Here is a 20235-nt window from a genome sequence, read left to right as displayed (position 1 = left end):
GGATGCAACATGATGAAGCTTAACATATTATTTTTTGTTGTCTTACTTACACTATCGGCATTATGGGGGAAAGCGCAAACGGGCACCATATCGGGCAAAATCACGAGCGCCCAGGGGCAGCAGTTGGGCGCAGCCACGGTTGTTATTCCTGCATTGAACAAAGGCGCCGCATCAGATAGTATGGGTATATTCCGGCTCGAGCAGGTGCCATTCGGAACCTGGCAAATGGAAGTGAGTTTCCTGGGGTACAAAACTTATAAAACCAGTATTAAGGTCGACAGGAAAGAGATCTTTCACAATGTTGTATTAACGCAGCCAGCGGATAATGCATTGAATGAAGTAGTAGTCTCAGGAACCATGAAGGAAATGTCGAAACTGGAAAGTCCGGTCCCCGTTGAGGTATATACGGCCCGGTTCTTTAAAGCCAATCCCGTACCATCTGTTTTTGATGCATTGCAAACGGTGAATGGCGTTAGGCCTCAACTGAATTGTAATATCTGTAATACCGGCGATATACACATCAATGGTTTAGAAGGGCCATACACCATGGTGCTTATAGATGGGATGCCCATTGTAAGTGGTTTGTCTTCGGTATATGGATTAAGTGGTATTCCGCAGTCCCTCGTAGAGCGGGTTGAAATTGTAAAGGGACCGGCTTCTACCTTATATGGCAGTGAAGCTGTAGGCGGTTTGATCAACATTATTACTAAAAAGCCTGCCAGTGCACCGGTGATCGCTGCGGATCTGTTTGGTACAAGCTGGGGTGAAGCAAATGTAGACCTGGCAGCTAAATTTAAGGCAGGTAATAAAACGCAATCCCTGTTGGGTGTCAATTACTATAATTATCAGCATCCTGTTGACAATAACAACGATAACTTTACCGATGTAACCTTACAGAACCGGATATCGGTATTCAATAAATGGAGTTTCGACCGTAAAGACAACCGCCTGTTCTCACTCGCCGGCCGGTATATTTATGAAGACCGCTGGGGCGGTGAAATGAACTGGTCCAGAAAATACAGGGGAGGCGAGGAAGTGTATGGTGAAAGCATTTATACGAACAGGTGGGAGCTGTTTGGAACCTACCAGTTGCCGGTCAAAGAAAAGATCTTATTCCAGTTCAGCGCCAATGGGCATAACCAGAACAGTGTATATGGCAACACGCCGTTTATGGCCGACCAATATATCGGTTTCGGGCAATTCACCTGGTTTAAAACAATTGGCAGCCATGATCTTTTAACAGGCCTGACCTATCGCTATACCTACTATGATGATAACACACCTGCGACGGCCGATCCGAATGATATCGACAAAAACAAACCTAACCATACTAAATTGCCGGGTCTCTTCGTGCAGGACGAGATCTCGCTGAATGCCAGCAATAAAATGTTGCTGGGCATCCGCTACGATCACAGCTCCATTCACGGCAGCATCTTTACACCGCGCATCAATTACAAATGGAGCTCAGCAAATAAGAATAATATTTTGCGGTTGAGCGCCGGTAATGGCTACCGGGTGGCCAATGTCTTTACAGAAGATCATGCAGCCCTTACCGGGGCAAGAGCCGTGGTATTTAAAGAGGACCTGAAACCCGAAACTTCCTGGAACGGGAATATAAATTTTGTGAAGAAGATCTATGCCGGTAATACATTTATAGGACTCGATGCAACGGCTTTTTATACCTACTTTACCAATAAGATCATTGCTGATTACGATTCAAACCCGGATTCGATCTTTTATGGTAACCTGCAGGGATATGCTATATCTAAAGGGGTTTCTTTAAATGCAGACATTGTGTTCGCCAATGGGTTGAAGATCCTGGCAGGTGCTACCGTTATGGATGTTTACCGGAAAGATGGAAGTGAAAAAGTAAGACAATTATTTACTGAAAAGTTTACCGGTGTCTGGAATATCGGCTATACTTTTAAGAGCATTGATCTTACTATTGATTATACCGGGAACCTGTATGGTCCCATGCGCTTGCCCTTATTAAGCGAAACCGATCCCCGCAAAGAATATTCTCCCTGGTGGAGCATCCAGAACATTCAACTCACTAAAAAGCTGGGAAATGGATTTGAAATATATGGCGGCATCAAGAATCTCCTGAACTGGACGCCCAATATCGGAAATCCCTTCATTATTGCCAGGGCAAATGACCCGTTCGATAAAGAGGTAATCAGAGACGCGAATGGACAGGTGATTCCAACAGTTCCTGAAAATCCTTACGGGCTCAGCTTCGATCCATCGTATGTGTATGCGCCAAACCAGGGGATAAGAGGATTTATTGGTGCACGTTATAATTTATTCAGATAAATGCAGCGCTTCTTTTTGATGATATCGATGCTCTTGCTGCCGGCCACCTTTTGTGTAGGGCAAGAGGCAATGCTGCCGATCGAACAACTGGACAGCAGTATGCGCTTGTCGCCAAAGCCCGTGCTGGTGTTGTTAACCACGGATTGGTGTAAATATTGCCACCTGCAAAAAGCGCAGTTAAAAAAGAACCGCGATTTTCAAACTGCCAGTCAAAGTTTCTATTATACTGAGTTCAATGCAGAAGAAAAGGCGCCCCTGGCCTTTCATGGGCAAACCTATACCTATAAGGCAACAGGTATATCCACCGGTTTGCATGAACTGGCCCTTGCCCTGGCTGGCGACAAAAGCGTTTCCTTTCCGGCCTGGGTGCTGCTGAACAAAGATTACCAGGTGCTCTACAGGTACAATGGTGTATTGTCCCCCCAACAATTGAAAGCGCTTTTGAACGCGATCAACGCCCTGCAGCAAAAATGATCTCCCTGGTTAAACAATAAGTTTTCCCCATTAACAGAAAAGGAACGGTATTTGGTTTTACAAAAAGCAACAGGATGGTTTGGTATTATTTTAAAACCTAATTTGATCGCTATGAAACCTTACCAGTTTCTTCCGTTGTTTGTAAGCGTATTGTTTGCCTGTAACAGCAGTGATAAGAAAAAAACGCCTTTGCCTATACAGGCCCCTCCTGCCATCGCAACGTTCAACAAGATCCCCGGCGCAGAATCATTCGATAGTTTCAATACCAGATTCCATTCCGACTCGGGCTTTCAGCTTTCCAGAATTCCCTTTCCCATTGATGGACAATTAGTGAATGACCTCGAGAATACAAAATGGTCAAAGAAGAACTGGGAGTTCCTGAAAACACCGGTTAGCCTGGATCCCGACACAACAGAATGCCGCCATAGCCTTACAATGACAGATTCGATGGTCACCGAAAAATTCTGGATCGATCAGAGTGGTTTTAAAGTAGAACGCCGGTTTAAATTAAAAGAAGGCAAGTGGTTCCTGGTGTATTACGACGACATCAACATGTAGACCTTAATTAACCATAATTGTAAACCTGTCACAACCTTTCCTCCATGAAAAAGAACTGGCCTGTTTTCATTGTAGCTTCTTTCCTCAACACCTTACTGATCACCGGTGCCTTTATTGAATTTAAATTACGCGGCTTGGCCGTATTCGAACTACCCCTGCGCGCCACTGGCTTTCCTGCCTGGTATGATATCAGCCCTTTCCAGTTTGCCGGCGGCATCTTCGTATTGAGCTTGCTCTTGATCGGGCTCCTCATTGGCATAAGATCGCTGATCACCGGCATCATGACGAAGCTGCATGCCCCCCAACCCCCTAAAGGGAGAGAAATATCCTTACACGTGAATTGACCTTAAAAATGTAGAGTACATTCTGCTGCAAATGGCCCCTTGAAACTTGTAATTGAAACCATTATTCGCGAGGCTCGAACTAAAATTACGAAAACCGGCAATTGGTATCAAGCAACCCTGCAACTTGTAACCTGCAACATGTAACAGCTTTTTTCTATCTTGCGCCAAACGATTCCCATAATGAAAGCATTCGTCTGGCTGTTTTTCCTCCTGGCCCAATTCCTGATAGTAAGCGCTCAGAAAAACAGATCCGTTTATCTCTTCTCATACTTTAAAGGCAATGGTGAAGACGGCCTGCACCTGGCCTACAGTAAAGATGGCCTTAGCTGGCAGGCATTAAAGAACGATAGCTCCTTTTTAAGGCCCACTGCGGGAAAAGACAAACTGATGCGCGACCCATGCATTATTCGTGGGGGCGATGGTCTGTTCCATATGGTATGGACGGTAAGCTGGAACGAAAAGACGATTGGTTATGCTTCATCCAAAGACCTGGTCCACTGGAGTGAACAACAGGCCATTCCGGTAATGGAGCATGAGCCAACCGCCCTGAACTGCTGGGCGCCCGAGATCTTTTACGACGCCGCTAAAAAAGAATACATGATCTATTGGGCCACTACCATTCCCGGACGATTTCCCAAAGGCGATTCCGCCGGCGATAACAAGTACAACCACCGCATGTACTATGTAACCACCAAAGACTTCAGGTCTTTCAGCAAGGCCGCCATCTTATACGACCAGGGTTTTAATGTCATTGACGCAACCATTCAGAAAAACGGAAGTAAGTTTATAATGTTCCTGAAAGACGAGACCCGCTATCCGCCTCAAAAGAATCTACGCATAGCAACCAGCGTCAGCCTTACAGGCGGCTACAGCGCACCTTCTGCGCCCATCACCGGCAAGTACTGGGCGGAAGGACCCACGGTATTGAAACATGGTAACCAATGGATCGTTTATTTCGATAAATACACCCAGCACCAGTACGGCGCCATCAGTTCCACCGACCTCGTTAACTGGACGGAGATCTCCGACAAATTGGTCATGCCCAAAGGCATCAGGCATGGAACGGTTTTCCAAATTAAACAGAAAGAATTGCTGTTATTGATGAAGCAATAATTTAATAAGCCGTTGCAAGTTGCAGGTTCAGGTTACAGGGCCTTAATGCCAGGATCTCAATTGCCAGGTCGGCGCTGTGATCATGGAGTTCAGGTCGCCGCTGGCAACCTGAAACCGTAACCGGTACCCCTGCAACCTGAAGCTTGTAACCTGGAACAATCACTTTACAAGCAGTTCTTTCAACAGTATTATAGAGGCATTTACCTCAGGACACAGCAGGATAGTCCCGAATCCGTTTCCCCTAATTTTACAAGCTTTAATGCTTGCAAAGCTCATGGGGAGCGGTTGACTTTACTGAAGTTAACGGTTCCCATCAACCATAAAATACCAAGAAGTGAGCCCTTCATTTAAACAACGATTTGCATTTGTCATTTCTCTTGTAATTACCGCAACTGTGGTAGCCCAGGACAGGGCCAATATTCAGATCAATTTTGGGAAAGAAACCGGTGACATGAAACCCATTTGGGCCTGGTTCGGTTATGACGAACCGAACTATACTTACATGAAAGACGGAAAGAAATTGTTGTCGGAACTCGCCGCATTAAGTCCGGTACCGGTGTATGTACGGGCCCATAATTTATTGACCAGTGGCGATGGAAAACCTGCTTTGAAATGGGGTTCTACCAATGCTTATACCGAAGATGCCCATGGAAACCCGGTATACGACTGGCGCATTACCGACAGTATATTTGATACGTATATACAACGCGGCATGAAGCCATTGGCGCAAATTGGATTTATGCCGGAAGCATTGTCGACCCAGCCGAAACCATACAAACATGACTGGCAACCGGGACAGCCTTACACTAAGATCTTTACCGGTTGGGCTTACCCGCCGGCCGATTACAAAAAATGGGCAGCCCTGGTGTATGAGTGGGTAAAACATTGTGTAAACCGGTATGGCAAAAAAGAAGTGGAAAGCTGGTATTGGGAATTATGGAATGAACCGAATGGTGGTTACTGGAAAGGGGATGTAAAAGATTATTGTAAATTATACGACTATACGGCGGATGCTGTAAAGCGGGCTTTGCCAACAGCGCGTATTGGTGGTCCGCATGTGACCGGGCCATCGGGAAAAGGCGCCGCAGAATTCCTCAAAAAGTTTTTAACGCATTGCATCAGCGATACCAATGCCGTAAGCGGTACCATTGGCGCCCCGCTCGATTTCATCGCTTTTCATGCGAAGGGCGCGCCGAAGATCGTAAACAATCATGTACGCATGGGGATCAGCAACCAGTTACGAGATATCTCCAATGGATTTGAGATCGTTGCTTCATTTAAAGAATGGCGTCATTTGCCCATCGTAATAGGCGAGTCTGATCCGGAAGGATGCGCAGCCTGTGGCATGGCTACCAATCCGGAGAATGCTTATCGTAACGGCACTATGTATTCCTCGTACACAGCAGCATCCTTTGCGCGTAAGTATTTACTGGCCGACCATTTTAAGGTCAATCTTCTAGGCGCTGTGTCGTGGTCATTTGAATTTGAGGACCAGCCCTGGTTCTATGGATTCCGTGATCTGGCCACCAATGGCGTTGATAAACCGGTACTGAATGTTTTCCGGATGTTTGGAATGATGTCGGGCAAACGGGTGGCGGTAAGCAGCGACCGTATGTACCCTTTATTTAGCATTCGCGATTCGGGGGTGCGTAAAGAAACAAGCGACATTGGCGCCATCGCTGCAAAGGATGGCCGAACAGCTACGGCCATGATCTGGAATTACCATGACGATGACACTACCGGCGAGCCGGCCACTGTTCTTCTTAATTGCCAGGGCATTCCAGCTAAACAGGTGAACATAAAACAGTATCGCATAGATAAGGAATTTAGTAATTCATACGAGGTATGGAAAAAAATGGGATCGCCGCAACAGCCAACAGCCGAGCAGGTAACAGCATTAGAGAAAGCCGGGCAGTTGAAACAAACGCACTCCGCAAAAGCCACGATAAATAATGGATCATTAAAGATGAACATGCAAGTGCCCCGGCAGGGGATCGTCTTTACCAAGATCGACTGGTAAACCGTTGGTCGCGTAACGATGAATTGTATGGCGTTGCGGTTAAAATATTACAGTTACAGGTTACAAGTTGCAAGTTAAACGGCTTTATTTCGATTTTCAATACCTGACATTTTATTCCTTGAAACCAGGAACCTGAAACAGATAACTACAATGCCAATGAAAATATTATACTATGCACTCGGTTTAATATTACCTCTTGCGACTTTTTCTCAACGCCAGATGGAATTCCTCAACCGGGGCATTGTGGCTATGCCCAATGGAAAAGGCGCCATTTTTGTCAGCTGGCGCTTGCTGGCAACAGATGCTGATAATATTTCCTTTAACCTTTACCGGTCAGTAAATAATGGCAAAGCCACCAGGCTGAATCCGAAACCTATAACAGCCGTTACTTCCTGGCTCGATGAAAAAACAGATTCAGCAAAGTCGTATACCTACCAGGTGGCAGCCCTTGTAAATGGTAAAGAAATGAAAGATGCGCGTACCTATACCGTAAAAGCGGCCGCGCCAGCTTATATTTCCATTCCTTTAAAGACACCGGCAGGTTATGCACCCAACGACGCCAGTACCGGCGACCTGGATGGAGATGGCAGCTATGAGATCATTCTGCACCAGGCCGGAAAAGGGCATGACAATTCACATAGTGGCCTAACCGATCCCCCCATCTTCCAGGCTTATACGCTGGAAGGCAAATTCCTGTGGCAGATAAACCTGGGTAAAAATATTCGTGAGGGCGCACATTATACGCAGTTCATGGTATACGATCTCGATGGCGATGGCAGGGCAGAGCTGGCCATGAAAACCGCTGACGGTTCCATTGACGGATTGGGCAAAGTGATCGGCGATTCAACAAAAGATTATCGCAACAGTCAGGGCCGGATCATTGAAGGCCCCGAATACCTCACCATATTTGATGGTAAGACCGGTGCCGCATTGTATACCACCGATTATGTGCCCGCACGGGGGCGGGTAGACGGTTGGGGCGGTTCTGGCGGTAATGGCCGCACCGATAACTATGGCAACCGGGTTGACCGCTTCCTGGCTTGTGTAGCGTATTTAGACGGGGTTCACCCAAGCCTGGTCATGTGCCGCGGTTATTATGGCCGCAGCGTGTTGGCGGCCTGGGACTGGAAGAACAATAAGCTCAGCCAACGCTGGGTATTTGATACGGAAAATGGATATCCAACCTATGCCGGGCAGGGCAATCATAACCTGACCGTCGCGGATGTGGACGGTGATGGCAAAGATGAAATTGTATACGGACAAATGACCGTTGATGATGACGGCAAAGGTTTGTACACCACCGGTATTGGTCATGCCGATGCGTTGCATGTAGCTGATCTTGATCCCGACAGGCCGGGAATAGAAGTATTTGGTACGCAGGAGCGCTTTGGCGATGCCGGTGCTAATTTCCGGGATGCAAGGACCGGTGAAGTGATTTGGAAAAAACCTTCCATTGCTGCGGGCGAAGATGGAGAAGGACCCGGCCGTGCGCTGGCTCTGGATATTGATCCCCGTTATAAAGGGTATGAATGCTGGGTAGCAGGCGCCAACATAACCGGTCTTTTCGATTGTAAAGGAAACAGGATCGCCGATAAAACCCCGCCCTGCAATATGGGCATCTACTGGGATGGCGATGTATTGAGTGAGATCCTGAATGCCACCGTGGTAAGCAAATGGGACTATACCAATAGTGTAACCAATAAACTGCTCGATGCCCGCGATTACAACTGCCAGCATAACAATGGCACAAAGTCAAACCCCTGTTTATCGGCCGATCTCCTGGGCGACTGGCGGGAAGAGCTTATTTACCGTACAAGAGATAACCAGGAATTACGCATTTTTTCAACCACTATTCCTACTACTCATAAATTCTATACGCTGATGCAGGACCCGCAATACAGGCTGAGTATTGTTTGGCAGAATGTAGCGTATAATCAACCTCCGCATCCTGGCTTTTACCTGGGCGAAGGAATGAATACACCACCCCGGCCAGCGATCAGTATTATAGAACCTCGTAAAAATGACAATGCAAAAAACAAATAGCATGGGTATGAAAAGTAAACACGGGAGATTGATCAGTTCTTTTGTCCTGACCGGATTGGCCATTCTTATTTCTTCTTTTTTACTGCAAGCTCCCAGGCCTGTTTTATATATAATCGGTGACTCCACGGTAAAGAATGGCAGTGGAAAAGGGGAAAAAGATATGTGGGGCTGGGGCAGCTTTATGGCTGATCGTTTTGATACAAGCCGCATCAGTGTACAAAACCATGCCATTGGCGGCAGAAGCAGCCGCACCTTTATCACAGAAGGCCGCTGGGATCGCATTCTTGAACAGTTGAAACCCGGAGATTTTGTGATCATGCAGTTCGGACATAACGATGCCAGTCCGCTCGATGATACGGCCCGCGCACGGGGAACCATAAAAGGGATTGGTGACGATAGCGTGGCTATTTACAACCCTATTCGTAAAATGAATGAAGTGGTGCATACCTATGGCTGGTATATGCGCAGATATATTTACGATACAAAAGCGAAAGGTGCGGTACCTATTGTATGTTCGCCGGTACCCAGGAATAATTTCAAAAACGGAAAAACCGAAAGGGCCCGTGACACTTATGGCAAATGGGCGGCGGAAGTAGCCAAAGCGGGCAAAGCGTTCTTTATTCCCCTGAATGATCTCATTGCCGATCAGTATGATAAACTGGGTGCTGATTCTGTAAAACATTTCTTTCCTGTTGATCATACCCATCCGAATAAACAAGGCTCTACCCTGAACGCCGACCTGGTTGTAAAGGGTATCAAGGACCTGAAGAAATGCGCTCTAAAAAAATACCTGAAGTAATGACGACAAATGAAAATTTAAATAAGAGTGAGTTTTGTTTTGACAGCAGGCCTATGCGGCGAACCCAGACCGGGCGGCCTTTCGAAAGGCGCTTCAGCTTATTGTTGGTAGCTATTTTTTGCCTGCTCAATACCGCTTATGCTCAATCTGTTTCCCTGGCTGGCAACTGGCGTTTCCAGGTTGATCGCCAGGATGCCGGCATTAAAGAACAATGGTTCAATAAAAAGCTTGAAGATAATATCAAACTGCCCGGTTCCATGCTCACCAATGGCAAAGGCGATGAAGTGACCTTGCAAACGAAATGGACCGGCAGTATTTACGACAGCAGCTGGTATTTCAATCCCCGGATGGAAAAATACCGCCAGCCCGGCAATTTGAAATTCCCTTTCTGGCTTACGCCGGATAAGTATTATGTAGGTGCTGCCTGGTATCAGAAAGAGGTAACAGTGCCCGCCACTTTCGGCGGCAGGCATATTGAATTATTCCTGGAGCGATGCCATACAGAGACCATGGTATGGGTCGATGGCCAGCAAACAGGTATGCAGAACAGCCTGGTGGCGCCGCATGTATATGATCTTAGTGCGCTGTTGAAACCGGGTAAACATGTGATCACCATCCGCGTCGATAATCGCATTAAAGCCATTAATGTAGGCCCCGATTCCCATAGCCTGACCGATCATACCCAGGGTAACTGGAACGGCATCATTGGTAAGATCTCGCTGGAGGCCTCGCCGAAGATCCATATAGACCAGATCCAGGTATATCCTGATGTGACCAACAAGCAGGCGATCGTAATGGTGGCCATCAAAGGCGCGCAGGCGGGCGCTGCGAAACTAACACTTTCGGCTACCGCTTTTAATACGAATAAACCCCATGTTGTGCCGCCGGTAACGAGATCGGTGCTCTTGAATGACACCATCATCACACAAAAATTTACGCTGCCCATGACGGCCAATATGCAGTTATGGGATGAGTTTACCCCCGCGTTATATAAACTGAAAGTATTGCTGCAGGCGCCCAATGGCGACAAGCAGGAAAAAGAAACAACATTTGGAATGCGGTCATTCAAAATTGTGGGCACTGGTTTCACCATCAACGGCCGCCCGGTTTTTTTACGGGGCACTGTAAATAATTGTGAGTTTCCATTGACCGGCTTTCCGCCCATGGATGAAGCGGGCTGGATACAACAATTCAAAACGGCAAAAGCGCATGGATTGAACCATATGCGTTTTCACAGCTGGTGTCCGCCCGAAGCGGCTTTCAAAGCTGCAGATAAAACAGGATTCTACCTGCAACCGGAAGGGCCGGGTTGGGTGAACCATGGTACTTCACTGGGTGACGGCCGTCCGGTTGATAAATATATGTATGAGGAAACCGATCGTATGGCCAACTGGTATGGCAATTATGCATCGTTCTGTATGGAAGCGCCCGGCGGTAATGAACCTGCCGGCCGGAACCAGGTTAAATACCTGACAGATATGATTCACTACTGGCAGGCGAAAGACAAACGCCGCGCGTATACAGGTGCTTCTGTAGGCAATAGCTGGCCGCTGGTGCCCGAAAATGAATATATGGTAAAGGCAGGCGCCCGTGGATTGAACTGGGTCAATGCAAAACCTGAAAGTGATTCGGATTACCATGCGGCTGTTCAAAAATTCAATGTGCCTTATGTCGTGCATGAAATGGGGCAGTGGTGCGCATTTCCCGACTTTAATGAGATCGATCGCTTCAACGGTGTATATAAAGAAAAAAATTTTGAATTGTTCCGTGAACAGCTGGCTGAACATGGTATGGCTGATAAGGCGGAGGCATTTTTAATGGCCAGTGGCAAATTGCAGGCGTTGTGTTATAAAAATGAAATTGAGAAAGCCATGCGTACCAAAGGGCTTGCCGGTTTTCAGTTGCTGGGCCTGCAGGATTTTCCTGGTCAGGGTACGGCGTTGGTAGGTATGTTGAATGCATTATGGCAAAGCAAACCCTATATAACGCCGCAGCAGGTAAAGCGCTTTTGCAATGCCGTGGTGCCGCTTGTTCGCATGCCTTCATTTGTGTATAAGAACAATGAAAAATTAAAAGCCGGGGTAGAGCTGTTCAATTATGGCAACGGAGCATTAAAGAATGCAGTGATCAACTGGGTGCTCAAAGACAGCACCAATAAAGTGATCGCGAAAGGTAGTTTTGATAAAAAGGATTATGCCGTTGGGAACTGTTTGCCGGTGGGGAATATTGAGGTTCCATTATCAGGTATACCAACGCCAATGCGGCTAAAGCTGGATCTTTCCATTGCAGGAACCGCCTATGGGAACGACTGGGATCTATGGGTATTCCCGGCAACGCAACCCGATATTGCCATTGATCGAAGCCGGGTTCGTATCACCGATACGCTGGATCAGGAAACCATTTCATTTTTGGAAAATGGCGGTACCGTGTTCTTACAGGCTGCCGGAAAGATCGTTAAAGGAAAAGAAGTTGTAAATTACTTTACGCCCGTATTCTGGAATACCAGCTGGTTTAAAATGCGTCCGCCTCATACGCTGGGTATTTTTTGCGATCCCAACCATCCTGCTTTTAAAGCGTTCCCGGCTACTAACCACAGCGATATGCAGTGGTGGGACGTAGTGAACAAAGCACAGGTCATGCACCTTGAAGACTTTCCCGGATCATTCAGTCCGGTTTTGCAACCCATCGATACCTGGTTCATAAGCCGTAAACTGGCTTTGCTGCTGGAAGCAAAAGTGGGCAAAGGAAAACTGTTGTTATGCAGTATTGACCTTAAAACTGATTTGAATAACCGGCCTGCTGCAGCGCAGCTGTTAAGCAGTCTGATAAACTATCTGTTGTCAAAAGATTTTGATCCGGCCCATGCTGTGGAATTGTCAGCGATACAGGCGCTGTTCACCCAACCATCCCGGGAAACCTGGAATGGATATACGAAGGACAGTCCGGATGAACTGAAACCGAAAGTGAATTAAGAAAAGGATAGACCTGAAGGGTGCGTCATTGGGTCTTGCATTACCAGTGTGATGTCGTGGCCTGAAAAGTCATTCAAAACGACCTGACAGGAACAAGGCAGAGCATCCTACCCGTCTGTCTGCCTACATTAATGAATAATACCTTAATAAGTAATCATGATACACAGAATGAAATTGTTGTTAGCTGCTGTTTTGTTATTAGCTTCGTCCGTTCAGGCGCAAAAAGCGCCTTCAAAGAAAAGTATCCTGAAGGTAATGCGCCTGACCAACCAGTATTTCATGAAGAAATGGCCGGATCCGGGGAAAACTATTGTAACGAACAGGGAACGGCCCAGTAATATCTGGACCCGTGCCGTGTACTATGAAGGATTGATGGCTCTTTATGATATCGATAAAAAGAAAAAGTACCTCAATTATGCCATCGATTGGGGTAACAAGCACAAATGGGGACTGCGCGACGGTATTCAAACCCGTAATGCCGATAACCAGTGTTGCGGTCAAACCTATATTGACCTCTACCTGATGGATAAAAAAGAAGAGCGCATCAAAGACATAAAAGCGTCAATCGACCTGATGAAAGGCACCGAGAAGGTGGATGACTGGAACTGGATAGATGCGCTGCAAATGGCAATGCCGGTATTTGTGCGCCTGGGCGTGATCTACAACGATACCAGCTATTTCAGCCGCATGTATGAAATGTATGCATTCACCAAATATAAACACGGTGATAAGGGCTTGTACAATCCCGCGGAAAAATTATGGTGGCGGGATAAGGATTTTGATCCCCCGTATAAAGAACCGAATGGCGCTAATTGTTATTGGAGCCGCGGAAATGGCTGGGTAGTAGCTGCATTGGTACGCACGTTGCAGATGCTGCCTAACACAGACCCCCACTACAATGAGTATCTGCAGGATTATAAAGACATGCTGAAAGCCCTGCTTCCGCTGCAACGCACCGATGGTTTCTGGAATGTAAGCCTGGCAGATCCTACCAATTATGGCGGTAAAGAGCTCACCGGAACCGCTCTTTTCGTTTACGGGATGGCCTGGGGCATTAACAACAATCTCATTGATGCAGCCACTTACCAACCGGCTATGCTGAAAGCCTGGGATGCCATGATGAAGGACTGTATTCATCCGGATGGTATGCTGGGGTATGTGCAGGGTACGGGTAAAGAGCCCAAGGATGGCCAGCCGGTAACCTATGACAAGGTGCCCGATTTTGAAGATTATGGCCTGGGTTGTTTCTTATTGGCCGGGAGTGAGATGTATAAGTTGAAGTAAGAAGTAAAGATCAGGGATTTATCAGCATATCCATATTTGAGCAAATCGCAATCCTGAAATCTAAAAATCAGCAATAAAAAAGTCCGTTGGCTTAGCCAACGGACTTTTTTTCATTACCGAAGTAACAACTACCAGAACTTGATATACAGGGCCGCCAGTAACATTAATGTAACTACGATCAATGCAACGGTGCGGGGCTCAAGTTTCAATAAGCTTTTATCGGTTATAAATGCTTTCGGATTTACTTTAGGTCCGGCCATGCTGATACCAACCATGGCAGCCACCGTAATCACGAATGACCAACCCATGTTAATAAGGAAGGGGATCTCTACAACGGTTTCCAGTATCTTTTTACCGGTTACTGGATCTTTAGCCCATTTTTGGTATTCGTAGGCTGTGTATAGCCAGGTCTCTTTGCCGAAAATGCTCACTGCATAGTTATTGAAGAAGATAGCGAGTACAAAACCAAGGATAACACCGACTATAGCAGCGGTACCGGTGGTGCGTTTCCAGAACATACCCAGGAGGAACATGGCAAATACACCCGGACTAATGAAACCGGTGTATTTCTGAATGAAGGTAAATCCACCTTCACCGCCAATACCCAGCAGGTCGTCCCAGGTAAAGATGATGGCCAGGATCATTGCTGCCACTACAGTGTAACGGCCCATGATCACAAGTTTCTTTTCATCCGCTTGTTTGCCAAAATATTTTTGATAGATGTCGAGCGTGAAAATAGTTGAGATACTGTTTGCCTTGCCAGCCAGGGAAGCAACGATGGCGGCGGTAAGCGCAGCGATTGACAAGCCTTTCAAACCAGATGGCAGAAAGCCCAGTACGGCGGAATAAGCGCCGTCTTTTACGCCATTAAAGTTAGGCAGGGCATTATGTTTGTGCAATACATAAGCCGCGATACCAGGCAGCATTACGATTACCGGCATCATCAATTTCAGCAGACCGGCAAAGATAAGGCCGGTACGGGCTGTCTTCAGATCGGCGCCTAATGCGCGTTGGGTGATGTACTGGTTGCAACCCCAGTAATTGAGGTTCACGATCCACTGGCCGGCGAAATACATAGCAATACCAGGTAACACCACATATTTCTGAATGTCAAGGTTATGCGGATCATTGATGGTAGCTGTTGTAGCCGCCGGTTTGGGTAGGATCATTTTGAAATGTTCGGGCGAATCCTGCATCAGCGCTTTAAAACCAGCGATAGCGTTTTTACCCAAGCCGAATTGTTCGCTAACAACTGTCAGGGCCAGGTAAGTCGTGGCCAAGCCACCTACGATCAGAACGGCCACCTGAATAACGTCGGTATAACCGATCACCTTCATACCGCCCAATGTGATCACCAGCGCAAAAACCGCCAGCCCGATCATAATGATATGTAAAATATTTTGAAATTCCGGGGTACCTGCCGTGGCAGTGCCTACCAGGCCGGTGATAGCGGTAGCGCCCAGATAAAGAATAGAAGTGAGGTTAACGAGGATGTAAAGGAATAACCAGAAGATCGCCATGATCAATGCCACGGTATCATTGTAACGTGTTTTCAGGAACTGTGGCATGGTGTAAATGTGGTTCTTCAGATACACCGGCATAAACCATACGGCGATGATGATAAGCGCAACGGCAGCGATCCACTCGTAGGCGGCTACCGCCGTGCCTACAAAAAATCCCTCACCACTCATCCCAATGAACTGTTCAGCAGAAATATTGGAAGCGATCAGGGATGCGCCAATGGCCCACCAGGTTAATGACCCTTCGGCCAGGAAGAAAGCTTTTGAGTCATGTTCCTGGGTCTTTCTTTTTCTATAAACGTAGTATCCGTAACTGGCCACCAGGATGAAGTAAAGAACAAAAATGACATAGTCAATTGACGCAAGCGTATTCATAGCGGGCTGCAAAAGTTTTTTAAAGAATGAATGTTGGTTGTTATTATTTACGTAACCGTGCCACGGTTTACCCGTGGCACGGCCAAAAGCGGCTGCAATATGTGGATTATTTTTTAAATAGAATGACGATAATACATATCATTCCATCTCAATTGATTCTTAAGATCGTACAGATTGCTGTTTTTGCCGATCAATACGAACTCTACGCCCGCCATTTCTGCAAAATCTTCCATATGTTCGGCAGTCAGGTTCTGGCTGTAACCGGTATGGTGAGCACCACCGGCCAGGATCCACGCTGCACAACCGGTTTTCATGTCGGGGTAGGGCTTCCATAATACCCGGGCTACGGGCAGTTTTGGCAGGCTCTCGATCGGATCAACCGCTACCACTTCATTTACGATCAGGCGGAAACGGTTGCCCATATCTACGATGGAAGCGTTCAGGGCCGGACCGGAACCTGCATTGAACACCAGGCGCACGGGATCGGCTTTACCGCCAATGCCCAGCGGGTGAATTTCCACGGCAGGTTTGTCATTGGCAATAGAAGGACAGATCTCCAGCATGTGCGAACCCAGCACCAGTTGGTTATTGGGGTCGAAATGGTAGGTATAATCTTCCATGAATGAGTTACCACCTTTGAGGCCGGTTGCCATGACTTTCATGGCGCGCACCAGGGCGGATGTTTTCCAGTCGCCTTCGCCGCCAAAACCGTATCCTTCCGCCATCAGGCGTTGAGAAGCGATACCCGGTAATTGTACCATGCCGTGCAGGTCTTCAAAAGTGTCAGTGAAACCTTTGAAATTGCCGGCTTTCAGGAAGTTGCGCATGCCGATCTCGATCTTAGCAGCATCACGCAATGCGCTGTGGCGGTCGCCGCCTTTGCGCAGCGGCGCCTGTACGGTATATATTTCTTCGTATTCAGCAACTGTTTGTGCAACGGCGCTGTCAGATACATCATTGATCATTTTCACCAGGTCGCCAATCCCATAACCGTTTACAGAATAACCGAATTTCAGTTCAGCTTCTACTTTATCGCCCTCAGTAACGGCTACCTGGCGCATGTTGTCGCCAAAGCGGCAGAAGCGGGCGTTCTGCCAGTCGTTCCAGCCGGCGGCGGCGCGCATCCAAACTTCAACGCTTTTGATCACCTGGCTTTCCTGCCAGTGCCCTACCACTACTTTTCTGTTCAAACGCATCCGGCTTACCATGAAGCCAAACTCGCGGTCGCCATGAGCGCTCTGGTTCAGGTTCATGAAGTCCATATCGATGCTGCTCCAGGGGATATCGCGGTTAAACTGGGTATGCAGGTGTAATAAAGGCTTCTGCAACACTTTTAAGCCTCCGATCCACATTTTGGCGGGGGAGAAGGTGTGCATCCAGGCGATGATACCAATACAGGTCGGCGTAGTATTGGCTTCCACGCAAACCTGGTAAATTTCTTCGGGAGATTTAACCACCGGTTTGAATACGACCCGTACCGGTATTACGGGATCTTTATCTATGAATTTTGCGATCTGTGTTGAGTGTTCGGCGACCTGTTTCAAGGTTTCTTCGCCATACAGGTGTTGACTACCTGTTACAAACCAGACTTCCAGTTTTTTCAAATCTTCCATATGTTAATTTGATAATTTGATAATTCGATATTTTGATAGTTCGATAATTGATAGTTCAATAATTCGATAATGTAACAGCTATTGACCGTATTTCATTATCACATTATCAAATCATCACATTATCACATTTGTTACTGTCCGTAATACGCATCCTTGCCGTGTTTGCGCTGCCAGTGTTTATCGATCAGGGCGTCTTTCAGCCGCGGTGCCTGCGGGTTGATCTGTTCGGTGAGGTAGGCCATGCGGGCTACTTCTTCCAGTACGGCGGCGTTATAAACGGCTTTGTCGCCATTCTTTCCCCAGGCAAAGGGGGCGTGGTTACCTACCAGGATCATTTCAACCTCCTCGTACGATAATTTCCTTTCATTAAAACAATTGATGATCTGGTAACCGGTCTGAAACTCATAATTGCCTTTGATCATTTCATCGCTCATCGGGGGGGCGCAGGGAATATCTACGGTATTATGATCGGCATGGGTAGTGCCGAAAATGGGAATATCGCGCTGCGCCTGTGCCCAGGCAGTAGCATATGTACTGTGGGTATGCACAATGGCGCCGATCTTTTGCCATTCCTTATATAAGACAGCATGTGTTTTGGTATCGCTCGAAGGACGCAGGTCGCCGCTGATGATCTTGCCATCGAAATCAACGATCACCATTTTTTCGGGGCTGAGGTTTTTATACGGAACACCACTTGGTTTAATGGCGAAAACGCCGAGACTTCTGTCGGCTACACTTACATTACCAAATGTGAATAATACCAGATTGAGTTCTGGTAGTTGCATATTCGCTTTGTAACAGGCCTCCTGAATATGTTGATATTTACTCATGATAGTAAAGCGTTACTGGTCACCAGTTACCGGTTACCGGTAACTGGCAACTGGTAACCCATTTTAGTTTGATAATACTTTATCGGAAACCGATCCTTTTTCTTTTGTGGCGCGTTCAATGTTTCCACCCAACTGATGATATTTCTTATAACGCTGCTGATACAGGGCTACCCTGGTTTTATCGGGATAATAAGTAGCATCGAAACCCTGTCCCATGGCATTCATGGCATCTTCCACTTTATTATAAATGCCTGCTGCTGTTGCGGCAAACATCGCAGCGCCCAGGGCACAGGTTTGTTCTGACTTATGAATGCGGATAGGCATATTCATAACGTCGGCCATCATTTGCATAATGAAGGGCGATTTTTTCGCCACACCGCCCAGGCCGATCAACCCTTTTACGGGTACCCCTTCCTGGTTGAAACGGTCTACAATGGCTTTGGCGCCAAAGCAGGTAGCTTCAACGATCGCCCGGAAAATCCGGGGCGCATCACTGCCGAGGTTCAGGCCGGTAATGGCGCCCTTCAGTTCCTGGTTGGCGTCGGGGGTACGACGGCCATTGAACCAGTCAACCGCCAGTTCGCTGTTCTCATCGACCGGGATCTGGGCCGCCTGTTTGCTCAGCTCAGGAATCAGCTTATCGGCTGTTTCATCGATGATGGCTTTGGCAGTTTCTGTATTGATGATGGTAGATTGTCCTAATACATGTTGCAGGGGCCAGGCCAGTACCTGTTTGAACCAGGCATATGCATCACCGAAGGCGCTTTGCCCGGCTTCCAGTCCCATCATACCGGGTATTACCGAACCGGGTACCTGTCCGCAAATGCCTTTTACCAGTTTGCCTTCCACTTCCTGCAGGGGGGCTACCAGCATATCGCAGGTAGAAGTTCCCATTACCTTACTCAGGTGGTAAGGTTCAATTTGTCCGCCTACGGCGCCCATATGGGCGTCAAATGCGCCAACGCCGATCACGACGTCGGTAGAAAGCCCCAGTTTATCGGCCCATTCCTTGCTCAGGGTGCCGGCCGCCTGGTCAGAGGTATAGGTGTTTGTGAAAAGCCTGTTGGTAAATCCGTTCAATAAGGGATCCAGTTCGGCGAAAAATGAATTAGGCGGAAGGCCGCCGAATTCGGCTGCCCAAAGTGCTTTATGACCGGCAGAGCATACGCCGCGTTTCATAGCGGAAGCCTGTTTGCCACCGGTGAGCACGAAGGGGATCCAGTCGCAATGTTCTACCCAGGAGTGGCAGGCAGCGCGCACTTCCTTGTCTTCCCGCAAAACATGCAAGAGTTTTGCCCAGAACCACTCCGACGAGTAGATTCCACCTACATATTGCAGGTAGTTGGTGTCATACTTTTCTGCATGCGCGTTGATCTCGGCTGCTTCGCGAACCGACGTGTGGTCTTTCCACAGCACGAACATGGCATTGGGATTTTTTTCAAACCTGGGCAAGAGGGCCAGGGGAGTGCCGGTTTCATCAACGGCTACAGGGGTAGAACCTGTTGTATCTACCGAAATAGCCCTGATGTTGGCTGTTACTGAAGGGCCTGCCTGCAGTAAACACCGGGTAATGGTTTGCTCCAGTCCTTCCAGGTAGTCGAGCGGGTGCTGCCTGAACTGGTTAACGGCCGGGTCACAATACAAACCATCTTTCCAGCGGGGGTAGTAGAATACTGCTGATGCAACTTCCTGCCCATTGGCAGCGTTGGCGATGATTGACCGCACTGAATCAGTGCCATAGTCAACCCCTATTACATAATTTTCTTTTTTCATATCGGCAACTAAAACAAATAGGTGTTTTTATTGAGATTCCGATCCGGGCAAAGTTCGGGTTTCGGTTACAAAGATACAGTGTGAATTGCCCTTCATGCCTGTTTTGTGTCAAAATAACACTTAAACTATGAATTCTCAAAAATTACTTATGTCAGGAATACAAATAAATCGGGGTAAACGGGTAGGCAAGGTATGGGAAGCTAA

14 protein-coding genes are annotated in these 20235 nt (G+C 47.4%); 10 read left to right on the top strand and 4 right to left on the bottom strand.

Annotated elements, in window-relative coordinates:
• Positions 1-9 precede the first annotated feature (9 nt).
• From JT717_RS10315 to JT717_RS10270, 10 genes are all read left to right on the top strand, one after another.
• Positions 10-2313 (top strand): TonB-dependent receptor, encoded by a 2304-nt coding sequence (locus JT717_RS10315; RefSeq protein WP_240347964.1) that lies wholly within the window; start codon positions 10-12, stop codon positions 2311-2313.
• Complete coding sequence (locus JT717_RS10310) at positions 2314-2787, top strand: thioredoxin family protein (RefSeq protein ID WP_205510123.1); 474 nt, start codon at positions 2314-2316, stop codon at positions 2785-2787. It abuts the gene before it with no gap.
• A 111-nt stretch (positions 2788-2898) separates the two neighbouring features.
• Positions 2899-3345: a hypothetical protein gene (locus JT717_RS10305; RefSeq protein WP_205510122.1), complete on the top strand. Its 447-nt coding sequence runs from the start codon at positions 2899-2901 to the stop codon at positions 3343-3345.
• Positions 3346-3389: 44 nt separating this feature from the next.
• Complete coding sequence (locus tag JT717_RS10300; protein WP_205510121.1) at positions 3390-3689, top strand: hypothetical protein; 300 nt, start codon at positions 3390-3392, stop codon at positions 3687-3689.
• 180 nt (positions 3690-3869) lie between these two features.
• Positions 3870-4802 (top strand): glycoside hydrolase family 43 protein, encoded by a 933-nt coding sequence (locus JT717_RS10295; protein WP_205510120.1) that lies wholly within the window; start codon positions 3870-3872, stop codon positions 4800-4802.
• 334 nt (positions 4803-5136) lie between these two features.
• A complete protein-coding gene (locus tag JT717_RS10290; protein WP_369411699.1) occupies positions 5137-6822 on the top strand; it encodes a GH39 family glycosyl hydrolase in 1686 nt (561 codons plus the stop codon).
• Positions 6823-6978: 156 nt separating this feature from the next.
• Entirely contained in the window at positions 6979-8865 is a 1887-nt protein-coding gene (locus JT717_RS10285; RefSeq protein ID WP_205510119.1) for a rhamnogalacturonan lyase, read from the top strand.
• Between the two features lie 7 nt (positions 8866-8872).
• Complete coding sequence (locus JT717_RS10280) at positions 8873-9664, top strand: rhamnogalacturonan acetylesterase (protein WP_240347961.1); 792 nt, start codon at positions 8873-8875, stop codon at positions 9662-9664.
• Positions 9664-12636: an exo-beta-1,4-galactosidase gene (locus JT717_RS10275; protein ID WP_240347959.1), complete on the top strand. Its 2973-nt coding sequence runs from the start codon at positions 9664-9666 to the stop codon at positions 12634-12636. Before JT717_RS10280 ends, JT717_RS10275 begins: the two co-directional genes overlap by 1 nt.
• A 168-nt stretch (positions 12637-12804) precedes the next feature.
• A complete protein-coding gene (locus JT717_RS10270) occupies positions 12805-13920 on the top strand; it encodes a glycoside hydrolase family 88/105 protein (RefSeq protein WP_240347957.1) in 1116 nt (371 codons plus the stop codon).
• 128 nt (positions 13921-14048) lie between these two features.
• On the opposite strand, the gene JT717_RS10265 is transcribed toward JT717_RS10270, so the two are convergent.
• From JT717_RS10265 to JT717_RS10250, 4 genes are all read right to left on the bottom strand, one after another.
• Complete coding sequence (locus JT717_RS10265) at positions 14049-15815, bottom strand: sodium:solute symporter family transporter (RefSeq protein ID WP_205510116.1); 1767 nt, start codon at positions 15813-15815, stop codon at positions 14049-14051.
• A gap of 113 nt (positions 15816-15928) precedes the next feature.
• Complete coding sequence (araA, locus tag JT717_RS10260; protein WP_205510115.1) at positions 15929-17428, bottom strand: L-arabinose isomerase; 1500 nt, start codon at positions 17426-17428, stop codon at positions 15929-15931.
• 131 nt (positions 17429-17559) lie between these two features.
• Complete coding sequence (locus JT717_RS10255) at positions 17560-18258, bottom strand: L-ribulose-5-phosphate 4-epimerase (RefSeq protein ID WP_205510114.1); 699 nt, start codon at positions 18256-18258, stop codon at positions 17560-17562.
• 63 nt (positions 18259-18321) lie between these two features.
• Entirely contained in the window at positions 18322-20031 is a 1710-nt protein-coding gene (locus tag JT717_RS10250; RefSeq protein WP_205510113.1) for a ribulokinase, read from the bottom strand.
• Positions 20032-20235: the final 204 nt, after the last annotated feature.

The organism is Longitalea arenae (genome assembly GCF_016924755.1).
In the GTDB taxonomy this organism is placed as follows: domain Bacteria; phylum Bacteroidota; class Bacteroidia; order Chitinophagales; family Chitinophagaceae; genus Niastella; species Niastella arenae.
The sequence above is the reverse complement of the archived record's forward strand: the minus strand, read 5'-3'. Positions and strand labels throughout refer to the sequence as shown.